The following is an 18044-nucleotide window of genomic DNA, read 5'->3' as shown; positions in this document are numbered from 1 at the left end:
TTAAAAGGAACGGGGCGTTGGTTTTAAACCAAGACCCCGTTCCTTTTAAACCAACGAAAGACTATCTTTATTGTCAAATAGCACACATCATTTTAAGAAATATAACGCTAAAAACTAATCATCATAATCGTATTCCAGACTAAAATCATCCACCCATAAAGTAGCTCCCTCTCCTCCGGTGAAATAATCACCATATTTACTGGCCGAACATACCACTAAAAGATATTTAGGAACACGACTGGTAGAACGATACTCCAGTCCAAGCTCTAACTCCTTATAATCCGTTACAGTTTTGCCTGTATTAAATTCAGCATAGGCAATAACATGAGAATCATTCTTGTCAAACAACTTGCGTTCCGAATATTTAGTATATACTTCCACAGGGCTATCCCAATCTCCCAATGCGATATATATAGCACATGTATCCGGTTCTCCCTTATAAGAGGAAAAACGCTTATAGTCGGCGGGGGCATTCTTCTCACTCGGAAGATTATCTATTGGAGCAGTGGTATATTTATAGTGTATTTTTAACTTGGTAGGTCTTGCGGTAAATGGTTTGCCAAATTGCAGACGGCCATTCGTTCCTACCGTCTCTACATATTTACCCATATACAAGTTTCCAGCAGCAAATTTGCCAATTGTTCCAAGACCTACAAACTTTGAAAATAATTTTGCAGCCTTACCTTGATTATTCCAGGTTTCGCTGGTAGGTACCGAATTGCTTTCACCTAATGTCGTAGCTCCTTCATTACCTGTATCCCATATCTGATTTCCATTTTCTGCCCACGGGTTCCAGACTTTTTTAACTTGATGCCAATCGTCAAAAGTTCCACCCGGCAATGCTACAACCTCTCCTGTTGTGAAGGTTAGAATATCCCCATACTTATTATCAGAAACAGCACGACAATTATAAGTAGTGGAAGCTTTCAGATGAGGAACACGAGCTTTAAAAGTTCCACCGTCCACTGTTATATAAGAAGCATCCACCGATTTCCATTCCCCGGAAGAAACCTCGCAGATTTCAAAGCCAAAAGTAGATCCCTTCTTGCCTTGACCATACAACCAAGCCACATTTGTCCAACCATCAGCAGATGCTGTCACTACCTCACTACTTGATGGAGAAACATATAATGTCCAAATCTCCGTTATATCATGATATTTCACTGTCACCTTTTGTGCAGACATAAAATTATGCATTGTCGAGTAGTCTGATGGAATCATACTACACCCCGTAGGTCCTAATTTTAAATCTTCCACTTGAATAGCACGCAGGCTGGTTGAAGAAGTTACATAAGCAACTGCTAAATGATTCTCAATATCAAATACAGCATTACCTATTTGATCCTCCACTACAAATCGGCGTTCTATGGACTGCTGACCGATAATCGTCCATTCGTAATCCTGATATAAAGATAAGGTGACCTTTTTAGGTTTTGTCAAATCCAACATCGTATTAACTGCCAAATCTGTTTTAGCGCCATCTGTTAATTCCAATTTTGTAACTAATACCTTTTTCAGGTTTACGGTCTCATCCAGATTCAGTGTAATTGTATTAGTCTCCGTATTAATAATAGCATTACCGGATTGGCCATCTACCACTATATCCAGAATTTGGAGTTTGATTACCGGATAATCAATATCGTTCTTTATACAAGATGCCAGCAATAACAACAATACTCCCAGCAAACTATTTTTATATATTCTTCTCATACGCTTTCAAACTACATACAAAGAGTTATACCAATATTGATATTAAACAGATTGATCTTAAAATTCGCACCGCTATCACGTCGTTTTCCGGTTTCACCCAGGTTGTTTTTTTGCTTTTCCACCCGGTATTTAAATCCAACTACTCCGAACGATACTTCAGCGCATACATTTTGTACTATAAAAACAGCCAACCCGGGATTGATACCCAAATGCAGTTCGTTCACTGTGGTTTCTGTCCGCTTCAACTCATCACCTGTGCCACGGGAAAAACTGGATGTTCCTGTATTATATGAAAGAGTCGTTTCATTAAATAAGCCAAAACGTTTTCCACGATCGAGACCTACATACGAACGATGAAAGGCAGCAACTGAATAAGTATCTTCTGCATAACGCATATCTTTCAGAGATACGTCCAAGTCCTCAACATCTAGCGAAATATTATCCAGTTGGGCAATCGTATGATTATATCCCAGTTTCATACCTACTACCAGATTATCTCGTATGGCATATCCTAAGAATGGTTTAACAGAGAAAGTACGAAAGTTACAATCAAAATCTTTCAGGACAGAAAACAATAAACTACTATCGTCACTATCAAAGTTTACGTAGGAAAAGGTCAAGCCGCCAATCCATTTTTTCTTTGGAATAAAGCGGTAATTTTTGATTCCACGGTCAAAACGGCCAATGGCCTTTGTCCTTATAATATTTGTCGAATCTTGAATTTCGTCGTATTCCGCTCGTGGGAGATAAACTGTGTCACGAACAATGATTCGTTCCAAAATCAAAGAATCCCTTCCATCTAAAGCACGAAGAGTATCTCGCTGCTGCGCCTGCAAAGTAGGTATCCCTGCCAACAAGCCTATTATATATATGAAAAATACTTTGTACATCTTTGTTTATAAATAAAAGGCAATTCCTAAACCGATAGAAAACAAATTAATCCTAAAATTCGCGCTACTGGAAGAACGCTCACCTACATATACCTGGTCGGTAGTCTGCTTTACTTTACTAAAATTCAGCCCTAAAACTCCAATACTTACTTCCACAGCAGTATAGTTATTGATGAAAGCAACAATTCCCGGGGCAACTCCTATATTGAAATCCGTAGTTGTAGAATAAGTACCTGTTACGGAATCACCACCTTTACTAACTACTTTGGATTGACTTCCCCCCATGCCTAGTTGTGTCTCGCTAAACAAAGCAAATCTCTTACTGCTGCCCAAGGTTACATAATTGCGCAAAACAGCCATTGCCGAATAAGAATGCTTCAACTGATAGAGATCGTTCACGTCAAATTGATTATCTTCATCCAAATTAATGGATAAATCGCTTAGTTTCGTCAATGTTCTACCATAAGAAAAACGTCCACCGGCAGCTACATTATCTTTGAATGCATAACAAACCATCGGGCTTACTTTAAACGTATATCCATCCGAATTGAGCCCATCCATCACTAGAAATTGATAATTCTTCTCATTGTGTTCGGAATAGGAGACAGAACTTCCTACAATCCATTGTCCTTTGGGAATGAAGGTCCCCAATTTGATATCCCGTTTAAATTCCTGCGCTTGGGCACTCAAAGTGCCCAACAATGCAAGAAATAATATAAAAGCTATTTTTTTCACGTGCTTTGTATTATTCATAAATCAATTCAAAATCATCCAACCACATTGTACTATCCGTACTTCCGGCAAAGTAATCACCATATCGACTGGCAGAAGCAACAACCACAATACTTGTCGGCTTGCGTTCAAGTGAACGATAATCTAAATTAATAGTAAATTCTATCATTCCAGTACCTTCTGTCGAGTTATAATAAACTTGTTCTCCGTAAGCAATAATTCCGGTATTATTTTCAGAAGGATCGAACAATTGTCGTTCGGATGATTTTGTTTTTATAATAACAGGCCAATATTCTTTTGTATTGGGTTCTTCCACTTTCTCCCAATCTCCTAAAGCAACGTAAATAATTCCCTGATCCTGAGCACCAGAAGCTATCTGGTCTGAAGAATAATTCACTTTGCCAGAGATGTAACGCACATAACCATGCAGAGCCTTTGGACGAGAAGAAAAATCACGTCCCCACCCTAAAATCCCATCTGTTCCATCTGTTTTCAAATATTTTCCTGCAAATACATTTCCTGCAGCAAATTTACCAAATATTGAAATTCCGATAAATTGCGATTTTAGTTTTGCCGAATATACCCCACTATGACGAATAGAGGAGTCTTTTGTTGTTACATTTCCACCAAGCGTAGATGCACCATGATTACCACTATCCCAAAACATTTCTTCACCACTACCATAAATCAACATAGGACTACCGTCAGTCCAACTTTCAAAGCCACCATTTGGAAGTTGAGTTGCAGGCTCAGTAGAGAAAGTACAAATCACCGCCGAAGGAGTAACACCTGACAATGCCTGATATTCATATTCGGTACCTGGCAGTAAATCTGTTAATTCTGCAGAAAGATTCATAGTCTCACCATTTCTCACTGCATCAACATTCTCCCAGTTTGCAGTTCCCTTGATACGGTAGTTAAAACTTAAATGCTCAGTTGTCTCGTAAATCAACTCCCCACGTAAAACAGCTTTCGAGGTCCAAACATCCATAATGTGCACATCGGTTGTCAATACAGCAACATCTGATACGACGATGGACAATGTGGTTGAGTTACTTTTACCTGCAGCATCCGTAGCAGTCAAAGCTAAAGCATAAGAAGCTTCTTCCGTTGTCATTTTTTGAATAAGATCAGAAGCTAAAGTTACTGTTAATAATCCAGCACCTGTTTCCGCATCAAAAGCAGGGGTAAGCTGCAATCCTTTTTCTTCCAAAGCTAATTTTTCTTCTTCGCTCACATTAGCCAACTGAAGTGTATTGCTCTCAAATCCCCAATCCATCAATTTATCACATGAAAGAGTAGCATCTGTCAATACTGATGTAACCGCTATTTTATAAGCCAGTTCATTGGTCGAATTTAGTGCATATATATAAGGAGAAGAGAAATCAAAACCAACTCCTCTGAATGACGGCCGCTGCTTAAATTCTACTTCATCTTCTATAGTCTCCAAAGGAGTTATATCTACTGTCACTTTTAAAGCTGCTCCGCCATCTTCATATCCATCAGTATCAAAATTCAGTTTTAAATCATAACGGGTGGCAGATTCCGCAGCCACAACATCGGACCTTTTAAATTCTTTCCCGTTTTGCAAGATACCATCAAAATTCCATTGGAAAGAAGTTTCTCCTTTTGATAACATATAGTAGCCAATAGCATTCATATTCTCCTGCGTAAATTCCAAAGAACCAAACTTCGTAGAAACGGTCATTGTATAGCTTTTGAATAAGTCATCAATATTATCACTGAATTTTACAGCTGTCAATACATTAGCAATCTTACATTTAATTTCCTGATTAGTGACATTACCAGTTGTTATTTCAAAGGAGCTTTCACCTTTGTAATAGGATTTATCAAACGAAGCAGGAACTGAATCACCAGCATTTACACGTACTGTATATCCGCCGGATGTTAATTGCAGTTCTTCCGGCATCTGTGACACTCCTTTGTAGTAACGTATCAAGCCTTTGCCACTATAAATACGAATTTCGCAATTATTTTCCAATTCCGCTTGCTGTTCATTATCCAACGAACGTGTATTGACGACTTTCACATAAGGGTCAACATTGACTTTCATGCGCAATGTTCCTTCTCCGCCCAATTGCTCTGTCTCCGTACATCCTATCCATGATAAGATACACAGAAAACCGGCAAATATATATTGCAAATATTTCATTCTCATGTTCTTATTTATCCTCGGAGATTAATGTCAATGTTTTCTCAACTTGATTCATTTTCTGATCAATAGCAGTAATAATGAACTTATGTGTGCCCGGCTCTAGCAATAAAGCTGTGAATTGAGTAATTGCAAAGTCCAAATCTTTAGCGCCAATTACCTCATTACCGACAGGGAAACCTAATCCTTTTAATCCTTCTTTGTACTCACCCGGATAAGCCAAATCAAATTCACTTGTCAAACCAACATCTGACAGCATTTCTTCAGTCAAGAAGTCTGAAACAATTTTCACTTTCAGATTAGATAAACCTTCCGGGCTAATCACTTTCACATTTACATCAACAGTCGTTTTTATCGGGAAAGTTATACTTTCATCTATATTAAATCCAATACCTGCAATGGTCGGTTTTTCTCCTTCCGGTTCAGACGGATTCGGATCCGGAATAATTTCCTCATCTTGTTCTACAATAACCCCTTTTTCAATGACTGTACATTGAGCAACAACTGTCAATTTCAGAGGTACGAAACCACCTTCTATATAACCATCATCATTGACATACTTCAAGTAGAATTTGATAATACGATGTTGACCTGCTTTTGCATTTTTAACAGGATATGGTACAGATTCAGGATTTCCATCTATTTTCCCAGTCATAGTGGCCGTCATCAAATTATCACTTTCTTTATTTGCCCGAAAATAACCACTTCTTGTTTCATCTTTATTAAATTCTAAAGATGCATTTCCAATTGAAACAGTAGTCTTGACATCATCTCCCATCAGTGCTTTCAACTTATCATCATAAGTTACAGACACCTGAATATTCTGTAATCTACATACCATCGGTTCCAAGTCTTTCACTTTATTAGCTTCAATCGTAAACGATTCTTCTGCATAATAATATGGCGTCTCGAATTCTGCCGGTTGCACTTCATGAGACAAAGCCTGAACAGAATAGCTTCCAACCTTCAATGTGAATATTTCCGGCAGTTCGCTATACTTCCATTCCTGCACTAATTCTTCATCCGCATTGTAAATACGAATTAAATAATTATCCGTATTCACGTCATCCGCAGCACGTGTAACCGTAGTAGAAGAGGCATCAACAGACAAGCCCTTTAAAGAAGCCAAATTAATAGAACCTTCACCTTGCTCTGTTGAATCATTATCCATTTTCTCACGATCGCAAGCGGAAAATGAAAGGATTGCCGCTAAAGCGAAAAATAGTATGTATGTTATCTTTTTCATAATTCGTTATTTTAATAGACTAATTTGACATCATCAATATACAGTTGAGCACCTATGAATTCTCCATCACTCAAATTTCCTCCTTTTGGGTAATCATAATTGGTACTTCCTGGCTCTACTTGTGTACCTGATTGGAATAATATATACATTTTATTAGCTTTCTTACTACCTTTGGGATAATCCAATTCAATATGCTTTAAAGTATAACTGCTATTCTCTCCACATTCTGAATCAGGCAACTGTTTTTCAGAAATGATATTGCCTTCATTATCAAGAACTACAATCTTTGCAATAAACTTATCTATTGGATTTTTAGGTTTATATTTATACATAAATGTTACTCCCGACGGGCGAGAAGAGAATTCAATACCATATTGAGGAGTATATGAGCTCTTATTTAATGTTCCTAAATATAGATAACCTGCATCTCCCTTTTTAGATGCTCCACCAGCAGCGGCACTACCACTTCCCCAACCAACAGTTCTCACTAAAGCTGCATACGTTCCGGATGTACAATCTGTCGTAGGAATGGTACCCGAATTAGCTACATAACAACATCCAACATAAGGCGGAGTTGGAAATCCTAAGAACTTACTAGGAGCAGCACCATCTTGCGTTGTTTTTTCGTTCAAAGTATTCCATCCTTCTCCTGTTCCATTTTCAGCCCATGGGAACCATTTCTTCCAATAAACAAGATCCAGATTCTTGGTAATCGGATTACCATTTTTATCCGTCTGATTCCATGACCAAGATTCAAAACTTGCATTCGGAAGCTGTCTGGCTATTTCAGTGGTTATAGTTACAACGTTAGCTGAAATCACTCCATTAGCACAAATTGCTCTCACCTGATAAGTATGTTCTTTTTCCCTATCTTCCAATAATCCAGTCATTTCGGCAAGGCCTTCATCATCTACTGTGCATTTGGACGTTAGCCAATTATCGGTACCGTTTTCCATATACTGAAGTGTCAAATTATTCTTCAAATAATCTAACTCTGTAATATCATTATATACAAGATGTATTATTGCTTTAGTTGCCCAACAGTCTATGTCTGATACTTGTAAACTAAATGTTAATGGTTTTACAGAAATCACCAATTCTTCTGTACGACTACCACAACTAACCTTCATTGGTAAGTCTTTACCAATCATAGATGGTAATGTTATTGTCACTTGATGATTTATTCCTTCTGAAACTATATTAGATGGAACTATATCCAACCATATATCATTTTCTTGATACTGATATTTTATAGTTGTCAAATCACCATCTAAAGTAACTGGAATTATAAAAGAAGTAGCATTCACAGGAAGGGTTTCTACAGTACCTACAGCAAACTGATTATCCAAAACCTTCACCTTTATGACTTCCGCCGGATCATTTACCCTGCCTATCTTATCCGTCACAACAAGAGAGAATATATTTTCATTATCCCCATTGCCGTATTGCAGATTAGGGATTACTTCAGAAAAATCCAACGTAGCCATTTTATCTACATTAGCACTTAGCCCACGCATTGAAAGACCTAATGTTTTCATTTGCTGCAAGTCTTCTTCTTTCGGATTTACCAAATCAATAGAAGCTGGCCACCCTTGTGCCAATAAAGAAGCGGACTGAGTAGTCAACACACATTTCTTGATTCCATTACGTGCGGTTATTAGCATAGAAAGTGAGGAAATAGCACTACCTTCTTTTACTTCCTGCATTTCACCGGAACTATATCCTGAGGCCATAAAGAACGGTGGTTGCATATTTAATATATCATCAGACACATTAATTTCTATCGGTTTTTCTACTGTTGTATCATCAAAAGAAATCTTCAAAGTAGCACTTCCTGCATCAATATCTAATTTCAGGCGATAGAATTCACGAGCCTTCGCTTCATCAATGTCCAAGATATTTAATTTGGCAGACTGTCCGTTTTGTTTCTCCACATTAGCATATACAGTTATAACGCCCGGCTTCACATAAGCAGCGCGCACTTCATTTTTCGAGAAAACTACAGGACTACCACCAGCAGATTGCACGGTAGTAGAATAATCAGAAAAGTACTTTTTGAATGCATCCGTATATTCTACTGATACTTTTACATTCGTCAAATAGCAGGTGATATTTGCCTCAACTGTGACATCATCCTCTATTGTTATTTCTTGCGTCCCTTCATAATACGGAGATTCAAATCCTTCTTTATCCGAACTTCCATAATATGCCTTCAATGTATAAGTACCCACTGGAAGGACTGCATATTTGGGGTACTCACTAAATTTATCCCACGAAGTTTTAACGACATTCCCATCCATTAAAGCAATTGTAAAATCTCCGACATTGGGCGCCAAATCGTCGTCTTCCGTGTTATCTCCCTCATTTCCACTACTGTCTCCCTCTGTTCTAGTAGTAGTATTGATGACATTTCCACTGGCAGTTAATTGTAAACTAAGCATACCAGTTGCTTTGTTGGAGCGCTTTTGTTCGCTTTCACAAGCAGACAACAGTACTATTGCCACCAACAACAATACCTTAATAACATTTCTCATATTATTTATTTCTCTAAATTTATCCAGGACAACTAAACTCCCTTTGTAGCTTTTTCCATGAAAATTTGCCCTGCGCTAGAATGCTCTTAAAACTTAGCGCAAAAATACAGTTTTCCTTCTTTATAATAAAGTATCCAAAGAAAGTTTTATTCCCAAATATGAAAATAGGAACACAAATAATATGTGACACATGAAAAATAGACCATTTAAAAGAGGTAAAATAGAAAAGTTCCGCCTTTCAGATGAAAAACAGAACTTTTCTTATTTAAGCGAACTATGTTAACAGAACTTTATTTGTCAATGCCTGGCATCAGGACAACTCCAAGCTTTTTCTTTCCGTCCATTTTGACAATCATCGGTTTTTCGAAACGGACATGGCGAAGGAATTTTGTTTCTTCTATTGCCGGTTGGGTATTCAGAAATTCCTGATTATAGACTCCATCATTCATAAAAGCATTGATTGTGAAATACCCTACTCCGAAAGAAGTTAAGTTTTGGAAGAAGTGCGTACCCTGGCTGGGGTCTACACGATAATTGGTCAATCCGGCTTCTACGATTACACGGGCGGCAGAGATATGCGGCCATTTTACCGGGATACCGAGCCATGTGTCACTGCTTCCCCAACGTCCCGGGCCTACGAGAACATAATTCTTCCCTTCGTTCAGGAATTGTTGGTTTATCTTCTCTATCTCCCAGGCAATAGCCTGGTTATTTGAAGCACTGTAACCGTCGGTCTTGACATAGACGACATCACAGATTTCGTTCATGATGCCATGCCCTAACGAGTTGTATGAACGGAGCACAACATCTTCATCCGGAATTTCGTTCAGGTCCTCGTCCAGCATTTCTTTGCTATCAACGATAGGTCGGATTTGCAAAAGATAGAACGTACCGGTTTTATCCTGTTCACGGCTCAATGTAGCTGCAAATTCTATTTCGACAGGACGGCGCATTTCCTGTTCACTGTATTTCAATACTAATTGAAGAATACGCGCTAGCGGGAAAACATCATGTTGCAGGATATTGGCGAAAGTAATCACCTTGCGACCGCCCGGGTACAAACCGTCACGGATAATCTGGTCATATGGATCGTATGTGGAAGCAATATATCGCAAAGCACCATCATTTTCCGCTTCTTTCACGTGAAGTTTCAACAGGTTGAAGCCGTCGTCGATAGAGAAATCATGTCCTGCATTCTTCAAGTCCAAAGCATAGAAACGGGTTTGGGTTTCTTTCAGGGCAATCTCCATTTCACTGGTTTGCAATACCTGGTTCGGGTGATAAGGAGAGAAACGGAGAGTCATGCCACCGTCTACAATATATTTTCCTAATCCTAAAGCTAGGTTCACTGTTCCTTCTTCCGCTTTTTCATCACCTAACGGATAATAATTTAATGACCGGGCTACACCGGACATGGAAGGATAATAACGGTCACCGTACTGATTGCCGACTACTTCCTGCAAGATAACAGCCATTTTCTCCTGGTCGATAACATTTGAAGTAGCCTGCATATAAGCTTTACTATCCCGGAAATATACCGAAGCATAAACACCTTTAATAGCATCGGAAAGCATACGCAGCATTTCATAACGGTCATCCAGATAAGGAATCATATATGTATTGTAAATCCCGGCAAAAGGCTGATAATGAGAGTCCTCTAATAAAGAAGAAGAACGAATGGCAATCGGAGACTTCACTACATCGAAGAAAGTGAAGAAATCCTCCACCAACCTGTCCGGCAATTTTGCTTTCAGGAAATATTTCAGAATGGTATCATCGTCCGCATCAGAAAGAGCTATCTGATACAGATTATTGATATCCATAAATTCGTCGAATACGTCGGTACAGAGCACTACCGTCTTAGGGATAGCCACCCGCGCATTTTCGAACTCGTCAAATTCAGGATAGCGTTTCACCATGTTGTCAATAAAAGCCAGTCCACGCCCTTTTCCGCCTAATGACCCATCACCGATACGGGCAAAATTAGAATAACGGTCGAAGCGATCACGCTTAAAGACGGCAACGACTCCCTGATTCTTCATCTTACGATATTTCACGATAGCTTCGAAGATGATTCGGCGGTGAGCATCCACGTCTTGGAGACTGCTCCAGGTAATAGGCTTCAAGAACTCCGCCACAGGGAACATAGCCCGTGAATAAAGCCAGCGCGACACATGATTGCGGCTGATATGATATAAGAAAGATTCTGCCGGTACGGCAAACAGGATATTTTGTAGTTCCTTCAGGTTACGTACATGCGCTATCTCCTCTCCCGTATCCGGATTACGGAAAACAAAATCACCGAAACCGAAGTTATCAGAAACGATACGACGCAAATCGACATCCATCTTCTTCGAGTTCTTGTCAATAAAACTCGCACCGTATTTCGCCGCATAAGAAGAGTTTTCCGATTCGGAAGACTGGATAATCAAAGGTACAAACGGGTCGTTCTTGCGTATCTCGGCACATAGCTTGATACCTGCCAGACCGTCTTTTTCGCCCCGTTCCACTTTCGGGAAACGCACGTCGGTAATTACACCTAATATATTGTTCTGATATTTGTGATAGATTTCCATCGCTTCCTGATACGTACGTGCCAATACAATTTTAGGACGTCCGCGCATACGAAGCGTACGTTGATGCGCATTCAAGGCTTCCGTAGAGAATTCCTGGCTTTGCTTCAAAACGAACTTATACAGATTCGGAAGAATGGAAGAATAGAAACGGATACCGTCTTCCACCAAAAGAATCAACTGCACCCCCACTTCCTGTACATCATGCTCCAAGTTCATTTTATCTTCCATCAACTTAATGATAGACACCAGCAAGTCGGTATTACCCAGCCAACAGAATACATACTCAAATGCACTCAAATCCTCGTTAATGATTCGTTTCGTGATACCATGACTAAAAGGAGTCAGGATGACAATAGGAATATGTTCGTATTTCTCCTTGATGTGCCGTCCGATGTCGAAACTGTCGTTATCTCCCGTGCTCGGCATACAAATCACCAAGTCGAATGACATATTCTCCAACTGCGACAACGCTTCCTCTTCCGTAGACACCTGCGAGAAACGGGGCGGATAACGCAGAGACAATGAAGTATATTCATTGAAAATCTTCTCGTCAATGCGTCCGTCATCTTCGAGCATGAAAGCATCATAAGGATTGGCTATTAACAACACGTTAAAAATTCGCCGGGTCATCAAATTAGCGAATTGTGTATCTTTGAAGTAAAGCTGGTTTAATTTATATTTACTGAGCATAAAATAATTCTCCTTTCTTATTCAAATCGTCACTCTTCATTTGTTCAAGTCGTCATTCTTCAAAATCACATTTTGCAAAGTTAATTCTTTAAATCTCATTTTCCACCATACTTCTTTATAAAGTTTACTTGTTTATCTCCTATTATTTTGTAGATTTGTAACTTTAAGTTTATTCAAAAAGACTTTTTATTCACATGAAAAAAGTAACTTTATTAATGAGTGGAATCATGGTGATGTCATGCGCTCCCCAACAGAAAAAGCTGGTCTACCCCGAGACGGCAAAGGTAGACACAGTAGACGTGTACTTCGGCACACAAGTCCCCGACCCTTACAGATGGTTGGAAAATGACACCAGCGCAGCTACTACCGCCTGGGTAGAAGCGCAGAACAAAGTAACGAACGAGTACCTCAGTCAAATCCCTTTCCGGGAAAACCTCCTGAAACGATTGACGGAACTGGCAGATTATGAAAAAATCAGTGCTCCGATCAAAAAGCATGGGAAATATTATTTCAGCAAGAACGACGGTTTGCAGAATCAAAGCGTGTTCTACGTACAGGATTCACTGGATGGCGAACCCCGCGTATTCCTCGACCCGAACAAACTATCGGAAGACGGCACAGTAGCCCTCACCGGCCTTTATTTCTCCAACGACGGCAAGTACGCAGCTTACAGCATTTCGCGCAGCGGTTCGGACTGGTCTGAAATTTACGTAATGGACACCGAAAGCGGCAAACTGCTGGAAGACCACATCGAATGGGCAAAATTCACCGGTGCCGCCTGGCAGGGAGACGGCTTCTATTACAGTGCCTACGATGCTCCGAGCAAAGGAAAAGAATTCTCCAACGTGAACGAGAATCATAAAATCTATTACCATAAAATAGGTGAACCGCAATCGAAAGACAAACTGGTTTATCAGAACCCGGCTTATCCGAAACGCTTCTATACTTCCAGTACCAGCGAAGACGAACGCATCCTCTTCCTGACAGAATCCGGTGCCGGACGAGGAAACAACCTGTTCATCCGTGACCTGAAAAAGCCAAACTCTCCTTTCATCCAACTGACTACCGACCTCGACTACCAATACTACCCTATTGAAGTGATCGGCAATCAAATTTATATCTACACCAACTACGGCGCACCGAAAAACAGAATCATGGTAGCCGACATCAACCGCCCGAAACTGGAAGACTGGAAAGAACTCGTTCCTGAATCGGAAGCAGTTCTCTCCAACGCAGAAGTGATTGGCGGCAAACTGTTCCTCACTTACGACAAAGACGCTTCCAATCACGCCTATGTTTACGACCTCAACGGCAAGCAATTGCAGGAAATCGAATTACCGTCACTCGGCTCCGTAGGTTTCAGCGGCAACAAGGACGACAAAGAATGTTTCTTCGGATTCACGTCATTCACCATCCCCGGCGCTACCTATAAATATGACATGGACAACAATACCTACGAACTGTATCGTGCTCCGAAAGTACAGTTCAACTCGGATGATTTCGTAACCGAACAGGTATTCTACCCCAGCAAGGACGGCGTGAAAATCCCGATGTTCCTTACTTATAAGAAAGACCTGAAAAAAGACGGTAACAACCCTGTATATCTCTACGGTTACGGCGGCTTCGGCATCAGCCTCAACCCGGGATTTAGCGCTACCCGCATCCCGTTCCTCGAGAATGGCGGAATCTATGCCCAAGTCAACCTCCGCGGTGGCAGCGAGTACGGTGAAGACTGGCACATAGCCGGAACCAAAATGCAGAAACAGAACGTATTTGACGATTTCATCTCCGCTGCCGAATACCTGATCGACCAAAAATATACCAATAAGGACAAGATAGCAATCATAGGCGGTTCCAACGGTGGTCTGCTGGTAGGTGCCTGCATGACGCAACGTCCCGACCTGTTCCGCGTTGCCATTCCGGCAGTAGGTGTAATGGATATGCTTCGCTACCATAAATTCACCATCGGCTGGAACTGGGCAAGCGATTACGGAACCAGCGAAGATAGCAAAGAGATGTTCGAATACCTCAAAGGCTACTCTCCGCTGCACAACCTGAAGCCGGGTACCAAATACCCTGCAACTCTTGTCACCACTGCCGACCATGACGACCGTGTAGTTCCCGCCCACTCATTCAAGTTTGCCGCTACCCTGCAAGCAGACAATGACGGCACGAACCCCACACTTATCCGCATCGACAGCAAGGCCGGACACGGTGCCGGCAAACCGATGGCGAAAGTATTGGAAGAACAAGCAGACATTTACGGATTTATCATGTATAATCTGGGAATGAAACCGAAATTCTAAAGCATAACTTTCTATTTGTAAACACATAGAAGCCCCGTAGCCTGTTTTTGACATTACAGGTCACGGGGCTTTGTGTTTTTCAGCAGAGAAATCTGACATTTTATCATTATTTAATCAAAATATCGGCTTAAAAATAATCGAATTTGAAAAATATTCCTATATTTGCAGTGAGTTAGTTGACATTTTATCAGAATTAACCTTTTAAAATATAGTATCATGAACATCCAAAAAATCATGTCCTCTTTAGAGGCAAAGCATCCCGGTGAATCTGAATATCTTCAAGCAGTCAAAGAAGTTCTTCTCTCCATTGAAGATATATACAATCAACATCCTGAATTTGAAAAATCTAAAATCATAGAAAGATTGGTAGAGCCCGACCGCATCTTTACCTTCCGTGTGACGTGGGTAGACGACAAAGGCGAAGTGCAAACCAACCTCGGCTATCGCGTACAGTTCAATAACGCTATCGGCCCGTACAAAGGCGGTATCCGTTTCCATGCTTCCGTGAATCTTTCCATCCTGAAATTCCTCGGCTTCGAGCAGACATTCAAAAATGCACTTACCACTCTGCCTATGGGCGGCGGTAAAGGCGGTTCCGACTTCTCTCCACGTGGAAAGAGCGATGCTGAAATCATGCGTTTCTGCCAGGCATTCATGCTGGAGTTGTGGCGCCATCTCGGCCCGGATATGGATGTGCCTGCCGGTGACATCGGCGTAGGCGGACGCGAAGTAGGTTATATGTTCGGTATGTACAAGAAGCTGACCCGCGAATTTACAGGAACCTTCACCGGAAAAGGATTGGAATTCGGCGGTTCACTGATTCGTCCCGAAGCTACCGGTTTCGGTGGTCTGTACTTTGTTCATCAGATGTTGCAGGCAAAAAATATAGATATAAAAGGTAAGACAGTAGCCATCTCCGGATTTGGAAACGTTGCCTGGGGCGCAGCAACCAAGGCTACCGAACTGGGTGCGAAAGTAATCACCATCTCCGGCCCGGACGGATATATCTACGACCCGGACGGCATCAGCGGAGAAAAGATAGACTATATGCTCGAACTTCGTTCTTCGGGCAATGACATCGTTGCGCCTTACGCAGAAAAATATCCGAACGCAACCTTCGTAGAAGGCAAGCGTCCCTGGGAAGTGAAAGCAGAGATTGCACTGCCTTGTGCGACTCAAAACGAATTAAATGGAGAAGATGCTCAAAATCTCATAAAAAATGACGTACTTTGCGTCGGAGAAATTTCCAACATGGGCTGTACGCCGGAAGCCATCGACCTTTTCATCGAACATAAGACGATGTATGCGCCGGGTAAAGCAGTCAACGCAGGTGGTGTTGCCACTTCCGGACTGGAAATGTCTCAAAACGCTATGCACCTAAGCTGGAGCGCTGCCGAAGTGGACGAAAAACTCCACGCAATCATGCACGGTATCCATGCACAATGCGTGAGGTACGGCACGGAACCCGACGGATACATTAATTATGTGAAGGGTGCCAACATTGCCGGATTCATGAAAGTAGCCCACGCAATGATGGGACAAGGCGTTATTTAAATTGAAAATTGAGAATTAAAAATTAAAAAATGAGACTGTTTGGTAATAGACTACTTTAGTCAACAAAACATTTATTTTTCAACTCTCAATTTTTAATTTTCAATTTATTCAAAGACTTTGTTTAGTTGTATTTGTATTTGTGGTTTGCGCTACTCGCCTCCTGTGACAGGACGCGGGTAGCGCTATTTTTTTGAAATTAACAATATTTTCGATGGAATTAATTATCTTTGTGGCATTGTAGGGTAAATAATAGATTGTGAAATTGTTATTCGGGATAATTAACTCACAACTAATAATTTATCATTCATAGTTTTGTAAGAAATAATCATGTAACAAATAACTAAAGATGCTACAACCCGAATTAAAATTTCGCCGCGATAAAATTCGCAGTCTGATGGCGTTACAGGGCATTGACGCCGCGCTAATCACTTGTAATGCAAATTTAATTTATACCTATGGCTGCGTAGTCAGCGGTTATATTTATCTCCCTCTCCACTCACCTGCATTGCTGTTTTTCAAACGTCCCAATAATATCACAGGCGAACATGCGTTCCCTATCCGCAAACCCGAACAAATCGTCGATTTGCTGAAAGAACAAGGACTGCCGTTGCCTGCAAAACTGATGCTTGAAGGTGACGAACTTTCCTACACGGAATATTGCCGTTTGGCAAGCCTGTTCCCTGAAGCGGAAGTAGTGAACGGAACCCCGTTAATCCGCCAGGCACGCAGTGTAAAGACCCCTATTGAAATAGAAATGTTCCGCCGTTCGGGCATTGCCCATGCAAAGGCATATGACCTGATACCAAGTGTATATCGTCCCGGCATGACAGATGTCGAGTTTTCTATCGAAATAGAACGCCTGATGCGTCTGCAAGGTTGTCTGGGTATTTTCCGCGTGTTCGGACGCAGCATGGAAATCTTCATGGGTAGCGTGCTGACCGGAGACAATGCTGGTTATCCTTCTCCTTACGACTTTGCTTTAGGCGGCCAGGGACTTGACCCAGCCCTTCCGGGGGGAGCCAACAAAACTCCGCTGAAAGAAGGACAAAGCGTCATGGTAGATATAGGTGGTAACTTCAACGGATACATGGGCGATATGAGCCGTGTATTCTCCATCGGGAAACTATCGGAAGAAGCCTATGCAGCTCATCAAGTCTGCCTGGATATTCAGGAAAAGATTGCTTCCATGGCTCGCCCGGGTGTTGCCTGCGAGAAACTTTATGACGCTGCCATCGAAATAGTCACCGCAGCCGGATTTGCAGATAAATTCATGGGGACAGACCAACAAGCCAAGTTTATCGGCCACGGTATTGGTCTTGAAATCAATGAAGCCCCTGTCCTCGCGCCACGCATAAAGCAGGAACTGGAACCGGGAATGGTATTTGCCCTCGAACCGAAAATCGTCCTTCCGGGTATAGGCCCTGTCGGAATAGAAAACTCTTGGGTGGTCACCAACGAAGGAGTCGAAAAACTGACTAATTGCAATGAAGAAATCATTGAATTGAAATAATTCTTTTCATAAAATGTGCTTGATTTTCAGTCAGGCACATTTTTTTTGAAAAAAGAAAGGATTCATGTACGGGTACTATTCTTTTCGATTGTATTTATAGATAGACAAGGTAAAATAGAAATT

At 41.1% G+C, this 18044-nt stretch carries 10 protein-coding genes; 3 read left to right on the top strand and 7 right to left on the bottom strand.

The window, feature by feature from the left end:
• Positions 1-114: 114 nt before the first annotated feature.
• The 7 genes from HC965_RS21495 to HC965_RS21465 all read right to left on the bottom strand — a co-directional run bounded on the left by HC965_RS21495 (position 115) and on the right by HC965_RS21465 (position 12551).
• On the bottom strand, positions 115-1710 hold the full coding sequence (locus HC965_RS21495; RefSeq protein WP_191033390.1) for a PCMD domain-containing protein: 1596 nt from the start codon (positions 1708-1710) through the stop codon (positions 115-117).
• Positions 1711-1721: 11 nt separating this feature from the next.
• A complete protein-coding gene (locus tag HC965_RS21490) occupies positions 1722-2600 on the bottom strand; it encodes a hypothetical protein (protein ID WP_191033389.1) in 879 nt (292 codons plus the stop codon).
• A gap of 6 nt (positions 2601-2606) precedes the next feature.
• Positions 2607-3335, bottom strand: coding sequence for a hypothetical protein (locus HC965_RS21485; protein WP_191033388.1), 729 nt, complete (start codon positions 3333-3335; stop codon positions 2607-2609).
• Between the two features lie 10 nt (positions 3336-3345).
• On the bottom strand, positions 3346-5511 hold the full coding sequence (locus tag HC965_RS21480; protein WP_191033387.1) for a DUF4493 domain-containing protein: 2166 nt from the start codon (positions 5509-5511) through the stop codon (positions 3346-3348).
• A gap of 4 nt (positions 5512-5515) precedes the next feature.
• Positions 5516-6751, bottom strand: a complete 1236-nt coding sequence (locus HC965_RS21475) for a DUF4493 domain-containing protein (protein WP_191033386.1) — start codon at positions 6749-6751, stop codon at positions 5516-5518.
• An 11-nt stretch (positions 6752-6762) separates the two neighbouring features.
• The gene (locus HC965_RS21470; RefSeq protein WP_191033385.1) at positions 6763-9285 is read right to left on the bottom strand and encodes a DUF4493 domain-containing protein; all 2523 of its coding nucleotides are present in this window, start codon (positions 9283-9285) and stop codon (positions 6763-6765) included.
• A gap of 290 nt (positions 9286-9575) precedes the next feature.
• Positions 9576-12551 (bottom strand): PEP/pyruvate-binding domain-containing protein, encoded by a 2976-nt coding sequence (locus HC965_RS21465; protein ID WP_191033384.1) that lies wholly within the window; start codon positions 12549-12551, stop codon positions 9576-9578.
• Positions 12552-12745: 194 nt separating this feature from the next.
• Here HC965_RS21465 and HC965_RS21460 point away from each other — a divergent pair, with 194 nt between their 5' ends.
• The 3 genes from HC965_RS21460 (at position 12746) to HC965_RS21450 (ending at position 17921) form a co-directional block, all read left to right on the top strand.
• Positions 12746-14857 carry a prolyl oligopeptidase family protein gene (locus HC965_RS21460; protein WP_191033383.1) on the top strand — a complete coding sequence of 704 codons (2112 nt, stop codon included), beginning with the start codon at positions 12746-12748 and terminating at the stop codon, positions 14855-14857.
• Between the two features lie 216 nt (positions 14858-15073).
• Complete coding sequence (gene gdhA / locus HC965_RS21455; protein ID WP_191033382.1) at positions 15074-16411, top strand: NADP-specific glutamate dehydrogenase; 1338 nt, start codon at positions 15074-15076, stop codon at positions 16409-16411.
• A gap of 346 nt (positions 16412-16757) precedes the next feature.
• On the top strand, positions 16758-17921 hold the full coding sequence (locus HC965_RS21450) for a Xaa-Pro peptidase family protein (RefSeq protein ID WP_191033381.1): 1164 nt from the start codon (positions 16758-16760) through the stop codon (positions 17919-17921).
• Positions 17922-18044: the final 123 nt, after the last annotated feature.

The sequence above is a fragment of the Bacteroides sp. GM023 genome (assembly GCF_014750685.1).
Lineage (GTDB): Bacteria > Bacteroidota > Bacteroidia > Bacteroidales > Bacteroidaceae > Bacteroides.
Note: the sequence above shows the minus strand (reverse complement) of the source record. Positions and strands in the feature narration are given on the sequence as shown.

Bases quoted from the DNA above. Each gene is read 5' to 3' on its own strand.
- HC965_RS21495 (WP_191033390.1), bottom strand. From the start codon at position 1,710: ATGAGAAGAATATATAAAAATAGTTTGCTGGGAGTATTGTTGTTATTG.
- HC965_RS21490 (WP_191033389.1), bottom strand. From the start codon at position 2,600: ATGTACAAAGTATTTTTCATATATATAATAGGCTTGTTGGCAGGGATA.
- HC965_RS21480 (WP_191033387.1), bottom strand. From the start codon at position 5,511: ATGAGAATGAAATATTTGCAATATATATTTGCCGGTTTTCTGTGTATC.
- HC965_RS21475 (WP_191033386.1), bottom strand. From the start codon at position 6,751: ATGAAAAAGATAACATACATACTATTTTTCGCTTTAGCGGCAATCCTT.
- HC965_RS21470 (WP_191033385.1), bottom strand. From the start codon at position 9,285: ATGAGAAATGTTATTAAGGTATTGTTGTTGGTGGCAATAGTACTGTTG.
- HC965_RS21465 (WP_191033384.1), bottom strand. From the start codon at position 12,551: ATGCTCAGTAAATATAAATTAAACCAGCTTTACTTCAAAGATACACAA.
- HC965_RS21460 (WP_191033383.1), top strand. From the start codon at position 12,746: ATGAAAAAAGTAACTTTATTAATGAGTGGAATCATGGTGATGTCATGC.
- gdhA (WP_191033382.1), top strand. From the start codon at position 15,074: ATGAACATCCAAAAAATCATGTCCTCTTTAGAGGCAAAGCATCCCGGT.
- HC965_RS21450 (WP_191033381.1), top strand. From the start codon at position 16,758: ATGCTACAACCCGAATTAAAATTTCGCCGCGATAAAATTCGCAGTCTG.